17 protein-coding genes are annotated in these 19,143 nt (G+C 72.2%); 10 read left to right on the top strand and 7 right to left on the bottom strand.

All coding sequences use genetic code 11. The annotated features are described in order from the left end of the window. Nucleotides 1-89 precede the first annotated feature (89 nt). From shc to OG310_RS04765, 7 genes are all read left to right on the top strand, one after another. Complete coding sequence (gene shc / locus OG310_RS04795) at nucleotides 90-2,081, top strand: squalene--hopene cyclase (RefSeq protein ID WP_329454612.1); 1,992 nt, start codon at nucleotides 90-92, stop codon at nucleotides 2,079-2,081. After that, nucleotides 2,081-2,737, top strand: a complete 657-nt coding sequence (locus OG310_RS04790; RefSeq protein WP_329454611.1) for a phosphorylase family protein — start codon at nucleotides 2,081-2,083, stop codon at nucleotides 2,735-2,737. The genes shc and OG310_RS04790 overlap by 1 nt, the downstream gene beginning before the upstream one ends. 5 nt (nucleotides 2,738-2,742) lie before the next feature. Continuing rightward, complete coding sequence (gene hpnH / locus OG310_RS04785) at nucleotides 2,743-3,762, top strand: adenosyl-hopene transferase HpnH (protein WP_329454610.1); 1,020 nt, start codon at nucleotides 2,743-2,745, stop codon at nucleotides 3,760-3,762. Between the two features lie 152 nt (nucleotides 3,763-3,914). Continuing rightward, complete coding sequence (gene dxs, locus OG310_RS04780; RefSeq protein WP_329454609.1) at nucleotides 3,915-5,792, top strand: 1-deoxy-D-xylulose-5-phosphate synthase; 1,878 nt, start codon at nucleotides 3,915-3,917, stop codon at nucleotides 5,790-5,792. After that, the gene (locus tag OG310_RS04775; RefSeq protein ID WP_329454608.1) at nucleotides 5,789-7,234 is read left to right on the top strand and encodes an aspartate aminotransferase family protein; all 1,446 of its coding nucleotides are present in this window, start codon (nucleotides 5,789-5,791) and stop codon (nucleotides 7,232-7,234) included. Before dxs ends, OG310_RS04775 begins: the two co-directional genes overlap by 4 nt. Nucleotides 7,235-7,331: 97 nt before the next feature. Next, on the top strand, nucleotides 7,332-7,964 hold the full coding sequence (locus OG310_RS04770; RefSeq protein WP_329454607.1) for an XRE family transcriptional regulator: 633 nt from the start codon (nucleotides 7,332-7,334) through the stop codon (nucleotides 7,962-7,964). A 32-nt stretch (nucleotides 7,965-7,996) separates the two neighbouring features. After that, complete coding sequence (locus tag OG310_RS04765; RefSeq protein ID WP_329454606.1) at nucleotides 7,997-8,152, top strand: DUF6126 family protein; 156 nt, start codon at nucleotides 7,997-7,999, stop codon at nucleotides 8,150-8,152. Here the strand turns inward: OG310_RS04765 and OG310_RS04760 are convergent. The 6 genes from OG310_RS04760 to OG310_RS04735 form a co-directional block, all read right to left on the bottom strand. Continuing rightward, nucleotides 8,138-8,953, bottom strand: a complete 816-nt coding sequence (locus tag OG310_RS04760) for a tyrosine-protein phosphatase (RefSeq protein WP_329460025.1) — start codon at nucleotides 8,951-8,953, stop codon at nucleotides 8,138-8,140. The two genes, OG310_RS04765 and OG310_RS04760, sit on opposite strands and share 15 nt — an antisense overlap. A 340-nt stretch (nucleotides 8,954-9,293) precedes the next feature. After that, entirely contained in the window at nucleotides 9,294-10,163 is an 870-nt protein-coding gene (locus OG310_RS04755; RefSeq protein WP_329454605.1) for an STM4011 family radical SAM protein, read from the bottom strand. A 6-nt stretch (nucleotides 10,164-10,169) separates the two neighbouring features. Next, a complete protein-coding gene (locus OG310_RS04750) occupies nucleotides 10,170-11,513 on the bottom strand; it encodes an STM4012 family radical SAM protein (protein ID WP_329454604.1) in 1,344 nt (447 codons plus the stop codon). Continuing rightward, nucleotides 11,510-12,322: an STM4013/SEN3800 family hydrolase gene (locus OG310_RS04745; RefSeq protein ID WP_329454603.1), complete on the bottom strand. Its 813-nt coding sequence runs from the start codon at nucleotides 12,320-12,322 to the stop codon at nucleotides 11,510-11,512. Before OG310_RS04745 ends, OG310_RS04750 begins: the two co-directional genes overlap by 4 nt. Nucleotides 12,323-12,329: 7 nt before the next feature. Beyond that, nucleotides 12,330-13,439 (bottom strand): STM4014 family protein, encoded by a 1,110-nt coding sequence (locus tag OG310_RS04740; RefSeq protein ID WP_329454602.1) that lies wholly within the window; start codon nucleotides 13,437-13,439, stop codon nucleotides 12,330-12,332. Between the two features lie 9 nt (nucleotides 13,440-13,448). Beyond that, nucleotides 13,449-14,390 (bottom strand): STM4015 family protein, encoded by a 942-nt coding sequence (locus OG310_RS04735; RefSeq protein ID WP_329454601.1) that lies wholly within the window; start codon nucleotides 14,388-14,390, stop codon nucleotides 13,449-13,451. Between the two features lie 204 nt (nucleotides 14,391-14,594). On the opposite strand from OG310_RS04735, the gene OG310_RS04730 reads away from it, so the two are divergent. Both OG310_RS04730 and OG310_RS04725 read left to right on the top strand, forming a co-directional pair. Continuing rightward, a complete protein-coding gene (locus OG310_RS04730) occupies nucleotides 14,595-14,924 on the top strand; it encodes a hypothetical protein (RefSeq protein WP_329454600.1) in 330 nt (109 codons plus the stop codon). A 321-nt stretch (nucleotides 14,925-15,245) separates the two neighbouring features. Then, a complete protein-coding gene (locus OG310_RS04725) occupies nucleotides 15,246-16,253 on the top strand; it encodes a DUF6745 domain-containing protein (RefSeq protein ID WP_329460024.1) in 1,008 nt (335 codons plus the stop codon). Nucleotides 16,254-16,485: 232 nt separating this feature from the next. On the opposite strand, the gene OG310_RS04720 is transcribed toward OG310_RS04725, so the two are convergent. Continuing rightward, nucleotides 16,486-17,412 carry a carbohydrate kinase family protein gene (locus OG310_RS04720; protein WP_329454599.1) on the bottom strand — a complete coding sequence of 309 codons (927 nt, stop codon included), beginning with the start codon at nucleotides 17,410-17,412 and terminating at the stop codon, nucleotides 16,486-16,488. A gap of 355 nt (nucleotides 17,413-17,767) precedes the next feature. Between OG310_RS04720 and OG310_RS04715 the strand changes: the two genes are divergently transcribed. Next, on the top strand, nucleotides 17,768-18,976 hold the full coding sequence (locus OG310_RS04715; RefSeq protein WP_329454598.1) for an MBL fold metallo-hydrolase: 1,209 nt from the start codon (nucleotides 17,768-17,770) through the stop codon (nucleotides 18,974-18,976). Nucleotides 18,977-19,143 lie beyond the last annotated feature (167 nt).

Below are 19,143 nucleotides of genomic sequence, written 5' to 3'. Positions count from 1 at the left end.
GCAGTCGCCGTCCGGACCCGGTCGCGAGCCCGGAGACGGACGGCGGAGACCCCAGCACAGCAGAAGTAACACTGCACGGAGGGGAAGTTATGACAGCGACGACCGACGGGAGTGCCGGGTCCCTGGGATCCGAGGCTGCTTCGACGGGCGTACCGGCCACCACCGCCACGGCCCAAGACGTGAGGGCGGCCGCCGAGCGCGCCACCCTCCGGGGTGTCGAACACCTGCTCAGCTGCCAGGACCCGGACGGCTGGTGGAAGGGCGACCTCGAAACCAATGTGACGATGGACGCGGAGGACCTGCTGCTGCGTCAGTTCCTCGGCATCCTGGACGCGCGCACCACGCAGGCCGCCGGCCTCTTCATCCGCGGGGAGCAGCGGGCCGACGGCACCTGGGCCACCTTCCACGGCGGTCCGGGGGAGCTCTCCGCCACCATCGAGGCGTATGTCGCCCTGCGGCTCGCGGGTGACCGCCCCGAGGCGGAGCACATGGCACGCGCCTCGGAGTGGGTGCGTGAGCAGGGCGGTATCGCGGCGAGTCGTGTCTTCACCCGCATCTGGCTGGCGCTGTTCGGCTGGTGGAAGTGGGACGACCTGCCCGAGATGCCGCCGGAAGTGATCTTCTTCCCCAAGTGGCTCCCGCTCAACGTCTACGACTTCGGCTGCTGGGCCCGGCAGACCATCGTGCCGCTGACTGTGGTGGGTGCGATCCGCCCGGTCCGTCCAGCCCCCTTCCCCCTGGACGAGCTGCACACCGACGCCGCGAACCCCAACCCGGCCAAGCCCCTTGCGGGAGTGGCCAGTTGGGACGGAGCCTTCCAGCGTCTCGACAAGGTCCTGCACGCCTACCGCAAGCTGGCACCGCGCAAGGTACGCCGTGCCGCGATGCGCGCAGCCTCCCGCTGGATCATCGAACGCCAGGAGAACGACGGCTGCTGGGGAGGCATCCAGCCGCCGGCCGTCTACTCGCTGATGGCGCTGCACCTGCTGGGGTACGACCTCAAGCACCCGGTGATGCGCGAGGGGCTCGCCTCCCTCGACCGCTTCGCGGTCTGGCGCGAGGACGGCGCCCGGATGATCGAGGCCTGCCAGTCCCCGGTGTGGGACACCTGCCTCGCCACCATCGCGCTGGCCGATGCCGGAGTGGGGGCGGACCATCCCGCGCTCGTCAAGGCCGCCGACTGGATGATGACGGAGGAGATCACCCGGCCGGGTGACTGGCAGGTCCGCAGGCCCTCACTGGCCCCCGGTGGCTGGGCGTTCGAATTCCACAATGACAACTACCCCGACATCGACGACACCGCCGAGGTCATCCTCGCGCTGCGGCGGGTGAACCACCCCGACGCCGGCAGGCTGGAGGGCGCGGTCACCCGGGGCGCGCGCTGGACGCTGGGCATGCAGTCGAAGAACGGCGCCTGGGCCGCGTTCGACGCGGACAACATGAGCCCGTTCCCCAACCGGCTCCCGTTCTGCGACTTCGGCGAGGTCATCGACCCGCCGTCGGCGGACGTCACCGCGCACGTCGTCGAGATGCTGGCGTACGAGGGCAAGGCACACCACCCCGCGACCCGGCGCGGTGTCGAGTGGCTGCTGGCCGAGCAGGAGACCTTCGGCGGCTGGTTCGGACGCTGGGGCACCAATTACGTCTACGGCACAGGATGCGTCGTGCCCGCGCTGACCGCGGCGGGCCTGCCCGTCACCCACCCGGCCGTCCGGCGCGCGGTGACCTGGCTGGAGTCCGTGCAGAACGAGGACGGCGGCTGGGGCGAGGACCAGCGCTCCTACACCGACGAGAAGTGGGTCGGACAGGGCGCCTCCACCGCGTCCCAGACCGCGTGGGCCCTGCTGGCGCTGCTCGCGGCGGGCGAGGAGGAGAGCAAGGCCGTCGAGCGCGGTATCGCCTTCCTCGCCGAGACCCAGCTGGCGGACGGCTCGTGGGACGAGCCGTACTTCACCGGCACGGGCTTCCCCTGGGACTTCTCCATCAACTACCACCTCTACCGGCAGGTGTTCCCGCTGACGGCGCTCGGCCGTTACGTGCACGGCGCCCCCCTCGCCGACCGAGCTCTCCAGGCGGGTTGATGACCGACACCGCGGGGAGACCGCCCGCCGGACCGCACCCCCCGCTGCTGATCGCCTGCGCGCTCGGCATCGAACGGTTCGCCCTGCGCGGCAGGCGCGGCGAGCCGGCCGGGCCCGTCACCGTGGTGCGCACGGGCATGGGCCCCGCCAACGCCGAACGCGCCGTCAAGGACGCGCTCGGCGAGGACCGGCACCGGGACGCGGCGGTCATCGCGTCCGGCTTCTGTGCCGGTCTCACCCCGGGCATGAGTCCCGGAGACCTGATCGTCGCCGAAGAGACCAGGGACGCGTTCGGGGTCACCCCCTGCACGGGTTCCGCGATGCTCTCCGAGGCGCTGTCGCGGGCGTTGCCCGGACGCACGGTCCACACCGGTCCACTGACCGGTTCGGACCATGTGGTACGCGGCCAGGAACGGGCCGAACTGCGCACCACTGGAGCGGTCGGGGTGGACATGGAGTCCGCCACGACGCTCCGCACCGCTCTGGAGGCCGGGCCCCGCCCGGTTGCGGCCGTACGTGTGGTCGTGGACGCTCCTGAGCATGAGCTCGTCCGGATCGGCACGGTACGCGGAGGAATATCAGCCTTCCGGGTACTCCGTGCCGTCCTTCCGGTTTTCTATGAATGGCACCGTTCTTTGCTGCTCCCCAGGAGGTGAGCCAGATGGCTATGCCGCTCCGCCAGACCATCAGGGTCGGGACGTACCTTGCCGAACAGAAGCTCCGCAAGCGGGAGAAGTTCCCGCTCATCGTGGAACTTGAGCCCTTGTTCGCGTGCAATCTGAAATGTGAGGGCTGCGGCAAGATCCAGCACCCCGCGGGCGTGCTCAAGCAGCGCATGCCGGTCGCTCAGGCCGTCGGCGCCGTGCTGGAGTCGGGCGCGCCGATGGTCTCGATCGCCGGCGGTGAGCCGTTGATGCACCCCCAGATCGACGAGATCGTCCGGCAGTTGGTCGCGAAGAAGAAGTACGTCTTCCTCTGCACCAACGCCATGCTGCTGCGCAAGAAGCTGGACAAGTTCAAGCCGTCGCCGTACTTCGCCTTCACCGTCCACATCGACGGCATGCGCGAGCGGCACGACGAGTCGGTCGCGAAGGAAGGTGTGTTCGACGAGGCCGTGGCCGCCATCAAGGAGGCCAAGCAGCGCGGCTTCCGGGTCACCACGAACTCCACCTTCTTCAACACCGACACCCCGTCGAACATCATCGAGGTCCTGAACTACCTCAACGACGACCTCAAGGTCGACGAGATGATGATCTCGCCCGCGTACGCCTACGAGAAGGCGCCCGACCAGGACCACTTCCTGGGCGTGACGCAGACTCGTGAGCTGTTCAAGAAGGCGTTCGGCGGGGGCAACAGGCGCCGCTGGCGGCTGAACCACTCGCCGCTCTTCCTGGACTTCCTGGAGGGCAAGGCGGACTTCCCCTGCACCGCCTGGGCGATCCCCAACTACTCGCTGTTCGGCTGGCAGCGGCCGTGCTACCTGATGGCCGACGGGTACGTGCCCACGTACCGGCAGCTCATCGAGGACACCGACTGGAACAAGTACGGCCGGGGCAAGGACGCGCGCTGTGACAACTGCATGGCGCACTGCGGCTACGAGCCCACCGCCGTACTCGCCACCATGAGCTCCCTCAAGGAGACCATCCGCGCCGCGCGCGAGACGGTCGCGGGCACGCGCTGAAACCACCCCGCACGGGAGCCCCGCACGCGCGGGGCTCCCGGCGGAGCGTGCGCGGGAAGCAAGCTGCCTCCCGCGGCCGATGAAGGACAGGGGTGCCGCTTCGGGTGTCTGTCCCCCGTGCGGCGGTGGAACGATCCGAGAGGGGGCCGAGCGTGTCGATCCTTGAGAACATTCGGGGGCCACGCGATCTCAAGGCGTTGGGCGAGAGTGAGCTCGACGAACTTGCCGAGGACATCAGGGAGTTCCTCATCCAGGCGGTGGCCAGGACCGGCGGCCACCTCGGACCCAACCTCGGCGTGGTGGAGCTCACCATCGCCCTGCACCGGGTCTTCGACTCGCCCGTCGACCGCGTCCTGTGGGACACCGGCCATCAGGCCTACGTCCACAAGCTCCTCACCGGACGGCAGGACTTCTCCAAGCTGCGCGGCAAGGGCGGCCTGTCCGGATATCCGTCGCGCGCGGAGTCCGAGCACGACGTCATCGAGAACTCGCACGCCTCCACCGTGCTCGGCTGGGCCGACGGACTCGCCAAGGCCGGCGAGGTACGGGGAAGCGACGGCCATGTCGTCGCCGTCATCGGCGACGGCGCGCTCACCGGCGGCACGGCCTGGGAGGCGCTGAACAACATCGCCGCCGCCAGGGACCGGCCGCTCGTCATCGTCGTCAACGACAACGAGCGCAGTTACGGCCCCACCATCGGCGGCCTCGCCATCCACCTGGAGACGTTGCGCATCACCGACGGCTACGAGCGGGCGCTCGCCTGGGGCAAGGAAGTCCTGCGGAGCACCCCCGTCGTCGGCAAGCCGCTCTACGAGTCGCTGCACGGGGCCAAGAAGGGCTTCAAGGACGCCTTCCAGCCGCAGGGCATGTTCGAGGACCTCGGCATCAAGTACCTGGGCCCCGTCGACGGGCACGACCAGGCCGCCCTGGAGGCGGCCCTGCACCGGGCGAAGCGATTCTCCGGGCCCGTCGTGGTGCACTGCCTCACCGAGAAGGGCCGTGGCTACCCGCCCGCCCTCCAGGACGAGGCGGACCACTTCCACACCGTCGGCGCGATGGACCCGTTCACCTGTGAGCCGCTCTCCCCGGCCCTTCCGGGCTGGACCTCGGTGTTCGCCGACGAGATCGCCGCCATCGGCGCGGAGCGCCCCGACGTCGTCGCGATCACGGCGGCCATGCTGCACCCGGTGGGACTCACGAAGTTCGCCGAGCGCTTCCCCGACCGCGTCTGGGACGTCGGCATCGCCGAGCAGCACGCGGCGACCTCCGCCGCGGGGCTGGCCACCGGCGGGCTGCACCCGGTCGTCGCCGTGTACGCGACCTTCCTCAACCGCGCCCTCGACCAGGTGCTGATGGACGTGGCGCTGCACCGGTGCGGTGTGACCTTCGTCCTCGACCGGGCCGGTGTGACCGGCAGCGACGGTCCCTCGCACAACGGCATGTGGGACATGTCGATGCTCCAGCTGGTGCCCGGCCTGCGCATCGCCGCGCCGCGCGACACCGATCAGCTCCGTGCCCAGCTGCGGGAGGCCGTCGCCGTCGATGACGCGCCCACCGTGGTGCGCTTCCCCAAGGAGGCGGTGGGCGAGCCCGTACCGGCCGTGGGCCGCGTCGGCGCCATGGACGTCCTGCACCGCGGCGGGGACGCCGACGTGCTGGTGGTCTCGGCCGGCGCCCTCGCGCCCGTGTGCCTGGGCACCGCGGAGCTGCTCCAGGCCCGCGGCGTCGGCTGCACCGTCGTCGACCCGCGCTGGGTCAAGCCCCTCGACGAGCGGCTCGTACCGCTGGCGCGGGAGCACCGGCTCGTCGCCGTGGTGGAGGACAACAGCCGCACCGGCGGCGTCGGCTGGGCGGTGGCGCAGACGCTGCGCGACGCCGGGTGCGACGTGCCGGTACGGACCTTCGGCATCCCGGAGCGGTTCCTCGCGCACGCCAAGCGCGACGAGCTGCTCGCCGACCTCGGCCTGACCCCGGTCGAGATCGCAGGACGTATCAGTGCCGCGCTGGCACACAAGGAGAATGCGGAATGACCCAGCCCACCGAAGCCAAAGGGCCCGCGGAGCTGAACGAGCCCGAGGCACTCGCGGAGCCCAAGGGCTTCGACCTCGCCCGGCTCCTCGCCGAACGCGGCGCCGAGCGGTACGAGCTGCACGCGAAGTACGTGAACCCGCAGCTTCCCCGCATGCTGCACACCATCGGCTTCGACAAGTTCTACGAGCGGGCCGAGGGCGCCTACTTCTGGGACGCGGACGGCAACGACTACCTGGACATGCTCGCCGGCTTCGGCGTGATGGGCATCGGCCGCCACAACCCCGTCGTACGCAAGGCGCTGCACGACGTGCTGGACGCCTCCCTCGCCGACCTCACCCGTTTCGACTGCCAGCCCCTGCCGGGGCTGCTCGCCGAGCGGCTGCTGAGCCACAGCCCGCATCTTGACCGGGTGTTCTTCGGCAACAGCGGCACCGAAGCCGTGGAGACCGCACTGAAGTTCGCGCGGTACGCGACCGGCAGGACGCGGATCCTGTACGCGTCGCACGCCTTCCACGGCCTGACCACCGGGTCCCTCTCGGTCAACGGCGAGGACAGCTTCCGGGACGGCTTCGCCCCGCTGCTGCCCGACACCGCGATCCCGCTCGGCGACCTGGCCGCGCTGGAGAGGGAACTCAAGAAGGGCGATGTCGCCGGCTTCGTCGTGGAGCCCATCCAGGGCAAGGGCGTGCACGAGACCCCGCCCGGCTTCCTGCGCGCCGCCCAGGACCTGCTGCACAAGCACAAGGCGCTGCTCATCGCCGACGAGGTGCAGACCGGGATGGGCAGGACGGGAGCGTTCTACGCCTACCAGCACGAGGAGGGCGTCGAGCCGGACCTCGTCTGTGTGGCGAAGGCCCTGTCCGGCGGATACGTGCCGGTCAGCGCGACCCTCGGCAAGGACTGGATCTTCAAGAAGGTCTACTCCTCGATGGACCGGGTGCTGGTGCACTCCGCGAGCTTCGGGGCGAACGCGCAGGCCATGGCGGCCGGCCTGGCGGTGCTCTCCGTGATGGAGAACGACAAGGTCGTGGAGAACGCGCGCCGCACGGGCGACCTGCTGAAGCAGCGGCTGAGCGACCTCATTCCCCGCTACGAGCTGCTGCACGACGTCCGGGGCCGGGGCCTGATGATCGGCATCGAGTTCGGCCGGCCGAACTCGCTCAAGCTGCGCAGCCGCTGGACGATGCTCCAGGCCGCCCGCAAGGGCCTGTTCGCCCAGATGGTCGTCGTGCCACTGCTCCAGAAGCACCGGATCCTGACCCAGGTCTCCGGCGACTTCCTCGAAGTGATCAAGCTGATCCCACCGCTGACCATCGGCGAGCGCGAGGTCGACCGCTTCGTGGACGCCTTCACCGCCGTCATGGACGACGCGCACGGTGGCGGCGGTCTGATGTGGGACTTCGGCAAGACGCTCGTGAAGCAGGCCGTCGCCAACCGCTGAACACGGTCTCGCGCGCTGCGGGGTCCGCTCCGACCAGGACTTTTACCTCCGGGGCAAGTAATTTGCCTCGGAGGAAAGTTTTTGGCCCAATAGAGACATGAGCACCCCCGGAGCCTCCGCCGCGGCGGCCGGGCCGCCGCCCGACGAGCCGCTGCCCGACGTCGCACCGCGCCTGCGCGAACTGCGCCGCAGGCGACGCCTCACCCTGGAGGCCGCCGCCGTACGCGCCGGCCTCTCCGCGGCCCACCTCTCCCGGCTGGAGACGGGGCACCGGCAGCCCTCGCTGCCCATGCTGCTGGCTCTCGCCCGTATCTACGGTACGACGGTCTCCGACCTCCTGGGCGAGATGCCGCCGGAGCGTGACCCGATCGTCAGGGGAGCACGCGCCGAGCCGGTCGAGGCCGACGGCTGGGTGTACCGCCAGGCCGGCAACCCCGGCCGGGCCATGCAGCCACTGCGCGTGACCGTCGAGCACGGCGCGCAGGGCAACCTCGTCCGCGTCCACCCCGGCGAGGAGTGGCTCTACGTGCTGGAGGGAAGCCTGCGGCTCGCGCTCGGTGACGGCGTGCACGTCCTTCAGCCCGGTGACAGCGCCCACTTCGACTCGCTCGTTCCGCACCGGATCGCCGCCGCCGAGCCCGCGGGGACCGAGCTGCTGTTCGTCCACACCCTGCTGCAGAGCCCCGCCGGCGAGCTGTGTCTCGACGGCTCCGGCATCCACCCGCGCTGAGCAGACCCACCACCGTTCGAGAGGCGGTCATCATGTCGCACGATCCGCTGGACAGCCAGAAGCCCAACCACAAGGAGGGGATCCTGCCGCGCGGCCTCGCGATCAGACTCTTCGCCTACCTGATCGCGGGCCACGCCGTCGCGGGCTTCCTCTACCTGCTCTTCAAGGTCGGCTCACGCGGTCAGTAGCCGGGCGCGCAGCAGCTCCCGCGTCCCCGGCGCGATGCCGAGGCCCTCGGTCAGGTACCGCTCGGTGTCGCCCCAGGTGTCCACCATCGTCTCGAAAGCCGCCCGCAGGTACTCGGCGCGTGCGTCGAACAGCGGGCTGAGCAGCTCCATGACCGCCTCGGAGCGGTCGGCGCCCGCTCCCTCGCCACGCTTCACCCGGTAACGCCGGTGCGCGGCGTTGGACTTGAGGTAGTCCTCCTCGATCGCGTCGTAGCCCGCGCCGAGTGCCAGCAGGATGACCGCCATCGTGACGCCGGCCCGGTCCTTGCCCGCGGCGCAGTGCAGCAGGACGGGCACGCTGTCGTCCGCGACGGCATGCACGACCCGGCTGTGCTCGGCGGTCCGCTCCGTCACGGTCCGGCGGTAGGACTCCGTCATCCGGCCGGCGGCCTTGCCGTCCGCGAGGATCGCGCGCAGCTGGTCCAGGTCGCCGTGGCGGACGAGTTTCCAGAACTCGGCGCCGTCAGCCGGGTCGTTGAGGGGGATGTTCACGTTGCGTACCCCCGGCAGCTCGATGTCGGGGCCGTCCAGCTTGAGGTCCGCGGCGTTGCGGAAGTCGAAGACGGTGTGCAGGCCGAGCGACGACAGGAACACCGCGTCCTGGGCCGTGGCGCCCGCCAGATGACCACTGCGGAACAGCACGCCCTGCCTCACCACGGACCCGTCGCCGGCCGGCAGGCCGCCCACGTCGCGGAAATTGCGTACCCCGGTCAGCTCGGGTTCGGGCGCGGACCGGGCGCCGGTTCCGGCTCCTGCCGCGATCCCGGTCCCGGCCTCGCTCCCGGCCGAAGGGACGTGCTGCGACTCCTGTGTCACGGGGGCTCCTCCGTCGTCGGCACCGGGACGGACGCCGGTGCGTTTTTCTCCGACCCTAGGGCATCGATGCCCCCCACAAGCTGTCGGTCACAGGAACGTCGACCCGGCCGCGCCCCGGCCCCCCGCGGGTGATCCCAGAGCCCTGAGCAGGAGCTTCACGCCCGTGTCCGGGCTTTTCGCGCCTAGGCGTGTACGCCGTGTCACACCGCACACCGAGACCGGCCGGCAGCCGCGCACCCGGCAGCCCGGGGTGCGCGGGCGCCGCGTACCCCGGCGGCGGGCAGGCTCAGGGGCCGGGCAGGGCGGGAGCCGGGGGCCGCGCCGGGATCCGTTCCAGCACACCTCCCGCGAAAACGTCGTACAGCGGCAGGGTCTCCAGGTGCACATAGCCGATGTGGCAGTCGCAGACCCCGAGCGGGCACGCGCGCGGTCCGAGCGCCCGCCGGTAGGAGCCGTCGTACAGGTTGCCCAGCTCCGCGGGGACGAAGTGACAGCGGCGCACCGTGCCCCCGCCGTCCACCGAGATCACCGACTCACCGGTCCGGCAGGGCAGGCCGGCGGAGCGGTGCGGGGTCCTGCTGTACGGGAAGAGGGCGTCGAGGCCCGTCCAGCGGGCGGCCTCCTCGTCGCTGTACACATGCCCCTCCGCGGCGTTGACCCACAGGTAGACGTGCGGCGGCAGGTCGGCGCGGAGCCTCCTCGCATGCGGCAGGTGCTCGGGCAGGCCGACGATCCCGACGCTGAACCTGACCCCGCGCGCCGCCAGGTCCGCGCACTTGGCGAGGAAGCGGTCGTAGGGCGTCTGGCCCGGATGGTACGTGCACCACAGCGCGAGGGTCGACGGATCGGCGTCCGCAGTCCAGTCCGTACGGCAGCTCAGGTTGGTCTGGATCGCAACCCGCGCCACATGCGGCAGATGGGACAACTCGGTCAGGGTGCGCCGGTACCAGGACCGTACGAGGCCCTCGCCCCAGGGAGTGAACAGCAGGGAGAGCCGGTCGTCCGTGGCCGTCGCCGCCCAGCCGGCGAAGCGGTCCAGCGCGGCCCGGTCCGCGCGCAACTGCACCGGGCTGTCGCGGCGCTTGGCGAACGGGCAGTACGGGCAGTCGTAGTCGCACGAGGCGAGCGGGCCCCGGTACAGGACAGTCAGATCCACGTCACGTCACCTCGGCTCGTACGCCGACATCGACGACCTGACGGCGGCGGAGAACAGCGCCGGGCCGAGCGCGTCCGAGTGGGCGAGCCCCTCGGGCGAGAGGCGCAGCAGGCCCTCACCGGCCGCCGCGTCGTCCAGCCAGCCGCGCCGCGCGAAGTCCCGCAACTCGGCGGGGAAGTCCTCACCCGGCGCCGCCCCGAACCGGGCGCGGTACTCGCCGAGGTCCAGACCGGCGGCCTGGAGCAGCGACTGGAGCAGGTGACGGCGGCGCGGTTCGTCGCCGCCCGGGTCGACGCGGAATCCGTGGTGGGCGCGGCCGAAGTCGTCGGTTCCGACGTACTGGTCGATGATCGTGCGGATCTCGCCCATGTCGACGGCGTAGTCGAACGAGTAGTGCAGGCGCGAGGTGTACGAGCGGGCGCCGCAGCCGAGGCCGACCATCCCGTCGCTCTGGCAGGCGTGGTCGTCGGCACCCTGGGCCGGGGCGCCCGGGCGCCGGAACATCCGCATCGACACCTGCTCGTAGCCCTCGGCGCGCAGCAGGTCGCGACCGTAGCGGTACAGGCGCAGCCGCTGCTCGTCCCACGCGCGCTCACTGGTGCGCTCCCGGCGGCTGAGGCCGGTCCTCGGGCGCACGTACAGCGGATAGAGGTAGAGCTCCTCGGGCCGCCAGGCGAGCGCCGCCTCAAGTGAGTACCGCCAGCTCTCCTCGGTCTGCCCGTCGATGCCGTAGATCAGGTCGATGTTGAGCACCGGTATCCGCGCGTCCCGAATCCGGCCGAGTGCCGCCTCGACATCGGCCCGGTGCTGGGGCCTGACCGCCGAGCGCGCCTCCGCCGCGACGAAGCTCTGGACGCCGAGGCTCAGGCGCGTCGCGCCCCGCTCCGCGAGGACGGCGAGCCGGTCCGCCGTCGCCGTGGCCGGTGACGCCTCCACCGAGAGGGGGACGGCCGTGAGGTCGGCGCCCGCCCGTTTCTCGGCTATGTCGCAGAGCCGCTCCAGCTCACCCGGGCTGAGGAAGGTCGGCGTGCCGCCGCCGAAGGCCGCGGCGGCGAACCGCGGGGGCTCCTCGTCACCCAGCGCCTCGCGGACGGCGATCGCCTGCCGCTCCAGTGCGTCCAGGTAGCGCGACGTCAGCTCGTCGGGCGCGCCGATCCGGGTGAACAGGTTGCAGAAGCCGCAGCGCACCTCGCAGAACGGGACGTGCAGGTACAGCGAGAGCGCGTCGCGCCGCTCACCCGCCCACACCTCCCGTAGTGGCGGCGCCTCTTCGAGCGGGCCGTACGCCGTCTTGTGCGGATACGCGTACACGTAGTTCTGGTACGGGCGGATCGCCGCGTCGTCGTTCATGGAGCCGTCCCGGGGTCGAGGAAGAAATGGGCGTACGGCACGGTCCACACGGACGGATGGCCGATGCGGTGGCCGGTGAAGCCGTCGTCGCCGTACGCTGTGCCGTGGTCCGAGCAGACCATCGCGAAGCAGCGGCGCCGCGCGCTCATCGCGGCGAACAGCCGCCCGATGTGGCGGTCGACGTACTCCAGCGCCGCCGCGTGGCTGGCCCTGCTGTCGCCGGCCGCGGCGGTGGCACCCGCCAGGTGGAACCAGTTGGGCTGGTGCAGCGCCGAGACGTTGACGAACAGGAACAGCCTCCGGTCCGGCGGCAGTTGTGCCACGACGCGCTCCGCCCGGTCGATCTGCGCCTCGAAGGACCGGGGCGAGGCCACCCCGAACTCCGGCTCCCAGTGGGCCTCCTGGAACAGGCCGGGGAGCACGGAACCCAGCGGGCCCTGCCGGTTGAAGAACCCGACCCCGCCCAGACACACCGTGCGGTAGCCGGCGGCCGCGAGCCCGGAGACCAGGTCGGGCCCCTCGAAGACGTACGTGCCCCGCGCGGTGGACTCACTGCCGGGAAAGCGCGCGGCGAACAGCCGGGGGTGAGGGCCCTGACGGTCCGGTGTGGGCAGGAACCCCGCGAACATGGCCTGGTGCGAGGCGTACGTGAAGCTGCCGGGCGCGTGCCGCCGCTCCCACCTGCCGCCCGGTAGCCGCCGGGCCAGCTCGGGGGTGCGCCCCGCCGCAGCGAGGTCGTCGGCGACGTCGAACCGCAGGGTGTCCAGGGTGACCAGCAGCAGGTCGTCCCGCCCCACCACCGCGTTCATGTCCACATCAGATTCCGGCACGCGCACCCCGCAGCGGCCGGACGGCGAGCTGGGCGCCGTAGGTGTCGAGCCCCTCGGCCGGTGTGCCCGGCAGGCCGGTCAGACCCGGCAGCAGGTCCCCGAACGCGTTGACCTCGCCGATCGCGAAGCCGCGCCCGCCTGCCAGCGGGAGCAGATCGACCCCCACGCAGTGCGTACCGGGGAAAGCCGCCGCCGCGCGCTCGCAGAGGTCGAGCGCGTCCTCAAGGCTGCCGCCGGCCGCCTCGGCGGCGGCCCGCGCCCCCGCCAGGTCGCCGCGCCTGCCGCCCAGGTGCAGGTTGGTCATGGGGGAGCGGCTGGTCCTCACGACGGCGTGGGTGGCCCGGCCCGCGACCACGACCACCCGCAGGTCCGCGTTGCGGCCGCCCAGTCGCACCTTCGGCAGCCACCGCTCGATGTGCAGGCCGTCCGGCGCGAGCGCGTCCACGATCGCCGCGACGTCCCGCTCCGCCGTGTAGCTCCGTACCCGCAGCGAGTTGAACAGCCGTCCCGACGCGTCGCGTTCGACCGAGGTGATCGCCCGGACCCGGCCCCGGCCGGGTGTCTCCACGGCCAGCACCCCCGACGCGGAGGAGCCGTGGGCGAGCTTCACGAACGCCCGGCGCAGACCCGCCCCCGCCATCAACGACCGCACGTCCTCCCAGCCCGCCACGGCGGGCGCCGCCGGGCCGGAGGTCGGTGACGCCGGCACCGCTACGCCGGCCCCGGCGAGCACGCCGTGGCACAGCCGCTTGTCGAACAGCACGGCCAGTTCCTCGGCGTCGTCCAGGAGCACCGCGCCGACGTCCGCCGCGGCCCGTCCGAGCCTTCGTGCGGCCGCCGTCAGTCCCGCGTACCAGCGCGCGCTGCCCTCGACGCGCACGGGCTCCCGCCCGTTGCGCAGCAGGGCGTCGACCTCGGCGTCCTCACCGGGTGACTCGACACGGACGGTGTCGGCACCGGTGAACCCCGGCGCGCCGCCGCGCAGGATGTCCGCCCACGGCACCACGCGGGCGGACGGCAGCCCTGCGGCGCCCACGGCCGCCCGGAACAGCGTCACCCGGCGGCTGCCGGGAATCCCCACCACGATCAACGTCATGACGGCCCGCTATTCCGACACCGCGACATAGCGGAAGTCCTCGTCGTCCTCCTGGGCGCCGTCGTCGTCGAGGTCCACGACCACGCCCGCCACGCCGAGTTCCGCCGCCAGACGGTCCCGGAGCGGCGGGGAGATGTAGTGGTGCGACAGGTCGAGCTTCTTCAGGTGCGTCAGCGGCTGCCCGGACAAAAGGGCCTCGGCACCCACGTCCCCGAGCGTTCCCATGGACAGATCCAGCGTCTCAAGCCGGGCCACGACGGGAGCGGACGCGAACGCGACGGCGATCTCGTCCTGCAGCTCGCTGTTGTGCAGGGCCAGATGGCGCAGCGCCGGGAAGCGGTCGCCGGACAGGAAAGGTGCCAGGTCGGCGATCTCGGTCGTACCCCCGTAGTTGTCGACGCCCAGCCACAGGTCGAGCCGCTCCAGCGCCGGCAGGGTGCTCGCACCGATACCCCGTACGACCGAGGCGTCGAGCCCGCCCGTCTCGACGATCAGCTCCCGGAGCCCCGCATGCTCGACCGGCGCGAACTCCAGCGCCTGACCGCCCCGTACGCCGAACGCCTCAAGGCGGGGGAACACCGCGAGCAGCGGAGAGACCTGCGTCTGGGTGATCCACGATATCTCGCACTCATCGGCGTCGATGTCGCCGAGGAAGAGGGCGCGCAGCGCGGTCATCCGGCCGCCCGCCTCGGTGAGAGCCTCGATCACCTCGTCTGGGCCCGAGTCGTAAGGGTCGCTCCAGGCCCCGACCACAAGCGCCCGTACCTGGGAGAGGTCGACCGCCGCCGCGAACCGGGCGAACTCCTTCTTCCACGGGGTCTCCGCCTCGTACGCCTCGACACGCACCCGCCAGGCGACGGACGCGGCAGGAGGCAGCCCGCCCGTGCCGCCGGCCTCGGGGAAGTCGAAGGTGGGCAGGCCGTGGAATTCCTCAAGGGCGTCCGTGGACATGGCGATGGCTCCAGGGGGCGGGCGGCGCTGATCGGCCGGCGATGCAGCAGTTCTACCAAGTGCCTCTGACAACAGCGCTGCCCGGGATGCCCCGTGGCCGGCGGGCCGCCACCGGAGCCTCGGAATCAGCATCGATGTCAGACCCTCCGCCTAGCGTTTTCGTCAGGTCGGGGCGCGGTCGGCGGCCCGGTGGAGGGGAGAGTCATGTTCCGGCAGGGAGACGTACTGATCGTGCCCGTCGCGGCCGAGGCGGTGCCCGGGCGCCTCGCGCAGGCGCCGGGCGAGGCGCGCGACGGGCGCGGCCGACTGGTGCTGGCGCTCGGCGAGGTGACGGGGCACGCGCACGCGGTGGTGGGACCCGGCCGCCTGCTGCGGGAGCACGACGATCCGGCGGCGCCGATGTTCCTTCATCTCCCGGACGGCGGGCGGGTGGTGCACGAGGAGCACGCGGTGATCGCCCTGCCCCAGGGGTGGTTCCGGGTGGTGCGGCAGCGGGAGTACGTGCCGGGGTCGGTGCGGATCGTGGCGGACTGAGACGTGGGCGCGGGCGCGAGGATGACCACGACGGGTGGCGGGACAGCGGGCATGGAGGATTGCGGCATGGGGACGGCTGATGGTGCGGGGACAGCGGACGGTGCGGGGACGGGGGATGCACTGATGAGGGTGACGACGCAGGGGACGGAAGCGGTGCGGGACGGGACGAGGGGTGGGGTCCCGGGAGGCGCCGGGGCGTACCCGGGGGCAACGGTTGCGGCGGGCGACGCGGCAGCGGAAGCCGAGCTCGGAGCGGGACCGGCGGACCGGGCGGCCGCGGGCGGCGCGGATCAGGATCCCGGCGTGCAAGGGCAGGCCGGGCTGGACCCGTTGCGGCGGTGGCGCGCGGTCGGCGCGTCCACCGCACCGGCCGACCGGCCCGCGGCCGAGCGCGGTATACGCCACGCCTACCGGCTCGCGGGCATCCCGGAGCCGGAGACCATCGTCTGGGCCGCGTCGCCCCGCGCGGGCGTCGAAGCCGTGCGGGCGCTGGCCGATCCCGGCGCGTCCGTCCGCGGCGCGGTGCGCACACGGCCGTGGGCGGACGAGCGGCGCGCCGCGTACGAGGAGTTGGGGCCCGCCGGCTGGGCCGCGCACTGGAGTCGTACGGGCGCCGCCCTGTGGGGCCCCAACCGCCTGCTCACCGACCGCATCACCACGGCCGTGGTGTCCGCGTGTGCGGCCGACCCGGAGGGAGCCGAGGGCGCAGCGGTGCGGGCCCTGCTGGTCGACGCCGTGCTCGGGCAGCACGACGCGGCCTGGCTCGCCGCGTTCGACGGACGCACCGAGCGGCTCGCCGGACTCGCCGCGGTGGCGCGGCACGCGGGCTGGTGGTGGCCCTACGAGCGGGCAGTCGTCGTGTGCGAACGGCCCGTGGAACTCCATCGTGACGAGGCGGGCCGACTCGACAACGGGGACGGGCCCGCGCTCGCCTACGCCGACGGCTTCGCGCTGCACGCCTGGCGTGGCATGCCCGTCCCGGCGGACTTCCACGCCGAGTTGGCCTCTCTCTCACCACAGCGCATCCGCGCGGAGGGGAACGCCGAACTGCGCCGCGTGATGCTGGAGTACTACGGCTACCAGCGCTACCTGGACGAGTCCGGCGCCACTTCGGTGCAGGACGACGAAACCGGCCGGCTCTGGCGCATCCGACTGGCCGACGACGAGGACGTGGTGATGGTCGAGGTCGTCAACGCGACCCCCGAGCCCGACGGCACGCGCCGTACGTACTGGTTGCGCGTGCCGCCGGGGACCCGGACGGCGAGAGCGGGCGTCGCCTGGACCTTCGGGGTGGAGGAGGACGACTACGCGCCGGTGCGGCAGACCTGACGGCCTCGGCGGCCAGACCCGGGGAGCGGGCACGGGACGCGTTGCGCTCCTGTACGGGCGGCCGGTCGCGGGCCGCCTCACCGAGCGGTGCCCCAGGACCGCGCCGGCCGGCGTGGCCGGACCGCGCGTCGGCCCCGGCTCGGGGGCCCGGGGCGGCGGTCCCGCGGCCGGGGGCCAGGGCAGCGGTCCGTACCGGGGGTTGCCCGGCTCGGCGTCCGCCGGAAGGCGGGTGTCAGCCGGCGTGCTTCAGCAGTTCGTCGCGGCCGATCAGGGCGGCCGGACCCTGGCCCGTGCAGGCGAAGGCGCCCGCTCTGGCGCCGAGCTCCGCGCACTCCTCCAGGCCGCGGCCCGTCAGCCGGCCGTAGAGGAATCCGCAGACGTACGCGTCTCCCGCGCCGTTGGAGTCCACGACCGGCGCGGGCGGCACCGTCGCGGCGATCGGGCGGGGCGACGGCGCCGCCCGTGTCATCAGGTACGAACCGCCGGCGCCCGCGGTCGCCACGACGACCTCGGCGCGCCCCTCGCGCAGGATCTCCTTCATGACGGCGGCGATCCGGCCGCCCGCCCCGGTCGCGCTCAGGAACACCAGGTCCGCCCGGAGCGCGAACTCCCGCTGGTGCCCGGAGAGTCCGTCCCAGTCCTGCAGGTCGGTGGAGACCGGCACGCCCGCTTCCACGATGTCGTCGAAGAGGTGCCGTGCGAAGTCCACGACGGAAAGGTGCACATGGCGGGCCGCGCGCAGGTGCGGCAGGTAGAACGCGCGCGGCATCTTCAGGCCCGCCGGCTCACGCGCGTCCTGGAAGGACATCCGCCGCCCCGTGCGCTCCACCAGGCTCACGGCCCGCCGGGTCCCCGACGGGGAGGTCAGGGCCTCGAAGTCCACGTCGCCCTCGGCGAGCCGGGCGCGCACCTGCGCCCCGGTCCAGTCGTCACCGACGAAGTCGAGGAACTTCACGCCGAGTCCGAGCGCCCGGCAGCCGAGCGCCACATTCCCGCCGGTGTGCCCGGGCCACTCACGTATCGCGCTCACGTCGACCGTGTCGGCGAGCGGCACGGGCAGCGAGTCGACCCGGACCACGGTGTCCACGCCGCTGCCTCCGACGACCAGCACGTCGTGGGCCGTCCGGCCCGGTCCGTCGTCGCTCCGCTGGTCCGTCACAGTGTGCCTCTCGCGTCGGTGGTCCCCCCGCCGTCCCCGCATGGTGACGTGCCGCAGTGAACCCGCAGACGACGTCATCTGAACGGCGAATCCCGACACCCTACTCATCGGACCCCGCCGGACCTCATCCGGACTCCCGGCGTCCGGTGGCCGGTGCCCGGTGGGCAGGGCGGGCGGGTCGGAGAGGGGAGTGGCGGCGTCCGGCACGGCGTACGGCTGCCACGGAACGGGCAGCACCACAGACCCCCGGGAGAGGGAGCCCGCGTCCGAGGGGACACGGCCGGGAATGTGGGAATCCTCGGGGTTCCGGATACGTTCTGGTGCTGTGGAAAACTCCGGATATCCAGGAGGTGTCGTGCCAGGCACCGGCTCGTCCCCATCATCTCGATCCGTTCGCTCGCGGCTGCGCGCGAGCAGGCCCGAAGCCTTCGGCGCCGACGCGACGGGGGAGCGCCTCGCGCGCATCCACCGCTCGCCGCACTTCGTCGACGGCACATTCAAGAACCCGGACGGCACGGCGCGGACCAGACCCTCGGGCTCGCCGCTCGACCTCGCGAAGGTCTACTTCGAGAAGGAGGCGCGTGCGCGGCGCGCCCCCACCGGCACGGTACCCGTTCACCCCACCACGCTTGCCGACATCGCGCGGCCCCCGGCCGGCGGACTGCGGGTGACCTGGATGGGACACTCCAGCGTGCTCGCGGAGATCGACGGCGCTCGCGTGCTGTTCGACCCGGTCTGGGGTGAGCGCTGCTCTCCCTTCACGTTCGTCGGGCCCAAGCGCCTGCACCCCGTCCCGGTGCCGCTCGCCTCGCTGGGTCCTGTGGACGTCGTGGTGATCTCCCACGACCACTACGACCACCTGGACATGCCCACCATCAAGGCACTCGCCACCACCGACACCGTCTTCGCGGTACCGCTCGGCGTCGGGGCCCACCTGGAGCGCTGGGGCGTCGCCCCTTCCCGCCTGCGCGAACTCGACTGGCACGAGTCCACCGAGGTCGCGGGCGTCCGGCTGACCGCCACCCCCGCCCGGCACTTCTGCGGCCGGGGCATCCGCAACCAGCAGCACACCCTGTGGGCGTCCTGGGCCGTCGTCGGCCGCGAACACCGGATCTACCACAGCGGTGACACGGGCTACTTCGCCGGTTTCCGGGACATCGGGGCGGCCCAGGGCCCGTTCGACCTGACGATGATCCAGATCGGCGCCTACTCGGAGCACTGGCCAGACATTCACATGACGCCGGCCGAGGGAATGCGCGCGCACCTGGACCTTCAGGGCGGCTCGCCTTCCGGTGTGATGATGCCGATCCACTGGGGGACGTTCAACCTGGCGCCGCATGCGTGGGCGGAGCCGGGGGAGTGGACGAAGTACGAGGCGGAGGAGGCCGGTCAGGCGGTGGCGCTCCCGCGGCCGGGGGAGCCGTTCGAGCCTGCGGGTGAGTTGCCGGTGGAGGCGTGGTGGCGGGTGGTGTCCGGTTCGATCAGGCAGCCTTGGCGTCGTCCCCGGGGTGCCGAGGCCGCCGGGGAGAGCAGGGGGGATAGGGACCTGGTTAATGATCGGTGACGTGGGTCCGGGGCAGGCGGGGTCTACGGTCTGTGCGGCGACGGTTTCGTTGATCAGGAGTCCGTGGCGCTAGGAAGTGCCGCGGCACCGAAGGCGTCAGCCGAATCTCCTTGCCGGCACGGCGGGGCGTGACCGCATGAGGCCGGCCCTCGCCTGGGGGCCGAGGA

It is taken from the genome of Streptomyces sp. NBC_01497 (assembly GCF_036250695.1).
In the GTDB taxonomy this organism is placed as follows: Bacteria; Actinomycetota; Actinomycetes; order Streptomycetales; family Streptomycetaceae; genus Streptomyces.
The sequence above is the reverse complement of the archived record's forward strand: the minus strand, read 5'-3'. Positions and strand labels throughout refer to the sequence as shown.

Bases quoted from the DNA above. Each gene is read 5' to 3' on its own strand.
- OG310_RS04735 (WP_329454601.1), bottom strand. From the start codon at position 14,390: ATGTCCACGGACGCCCTTGAGGAATTCCACGGCCTGCCCACCTTCGAC.
- hpnH (WP_329454610.1), top strand. From the start codon at position 2,743: ATGGCTATGCCGCTCCGCCAGACCATCAGGGTCGGGACGTACCTTGCC.
- OG310_RS04750 (WP_329454604.1), bottom strand. From the start codon at position 11,513: ATGAACGACGACGCGGCGATCCGCCCGTACCAGAACTACGTGTACGCG.
- OG310_RS04745 (WP_329454603.1), bottom strand. From the start codon at position 12,322: ATGAACGCGGTGGTGGGGCGGGACGACCTGCTGCTGGTCACCCTGGAC.
- OG310_RS04775 (WP_329454608.1), top strand. From the start codon at position 5,789: ATGACCCAGCCCACCGAAGCCAAAGGGCCCGCGGAGCTGAACGAGCCC.
- shc (WP_329454612.1), top strand. From the start codon at position 90: ATGACAGCGACGACCGACGGGAGTGCCGGGTCCCTGGGATCCGAGGCT.
- OG310_RS04770 (WP_329454607.1), top strand. From the start codon at position 7,332: ATGAGCACCCCCGGAGCCTCCGCCGCGGCGGCCGGGCCGCCGCCCGAC.
- OG310_RS04765 (WP_329454606.1), top strand. From the start codon at position 7,997: ATGTCGCACGATCCGCTGGACAGCCAGAAGCCCAACCACAAGGAGGGG.
- OG310_RS04790 (WP_329454611.1), top strand. From the start codon at position 2,081: ATGACCGACACCGCGGGGAGACCGCCCGCCGGACCGCACCCCCCGCTG.
- OG310_RS04740 (WP_329454602.1), bottom strand. From the start codon at position 13,439: ATGACGTTGATCGTGGTGGGGATTCCCGGCAGCCGCCGGGTGACGCTG.
- OG310_RS04730 (WP_329454600.1), top strand. From the start codon at position 14,595: ATGTTCCGGCAGGGAGACGTACTGATCGTGCCCGTCGCGGCCGAGGCG.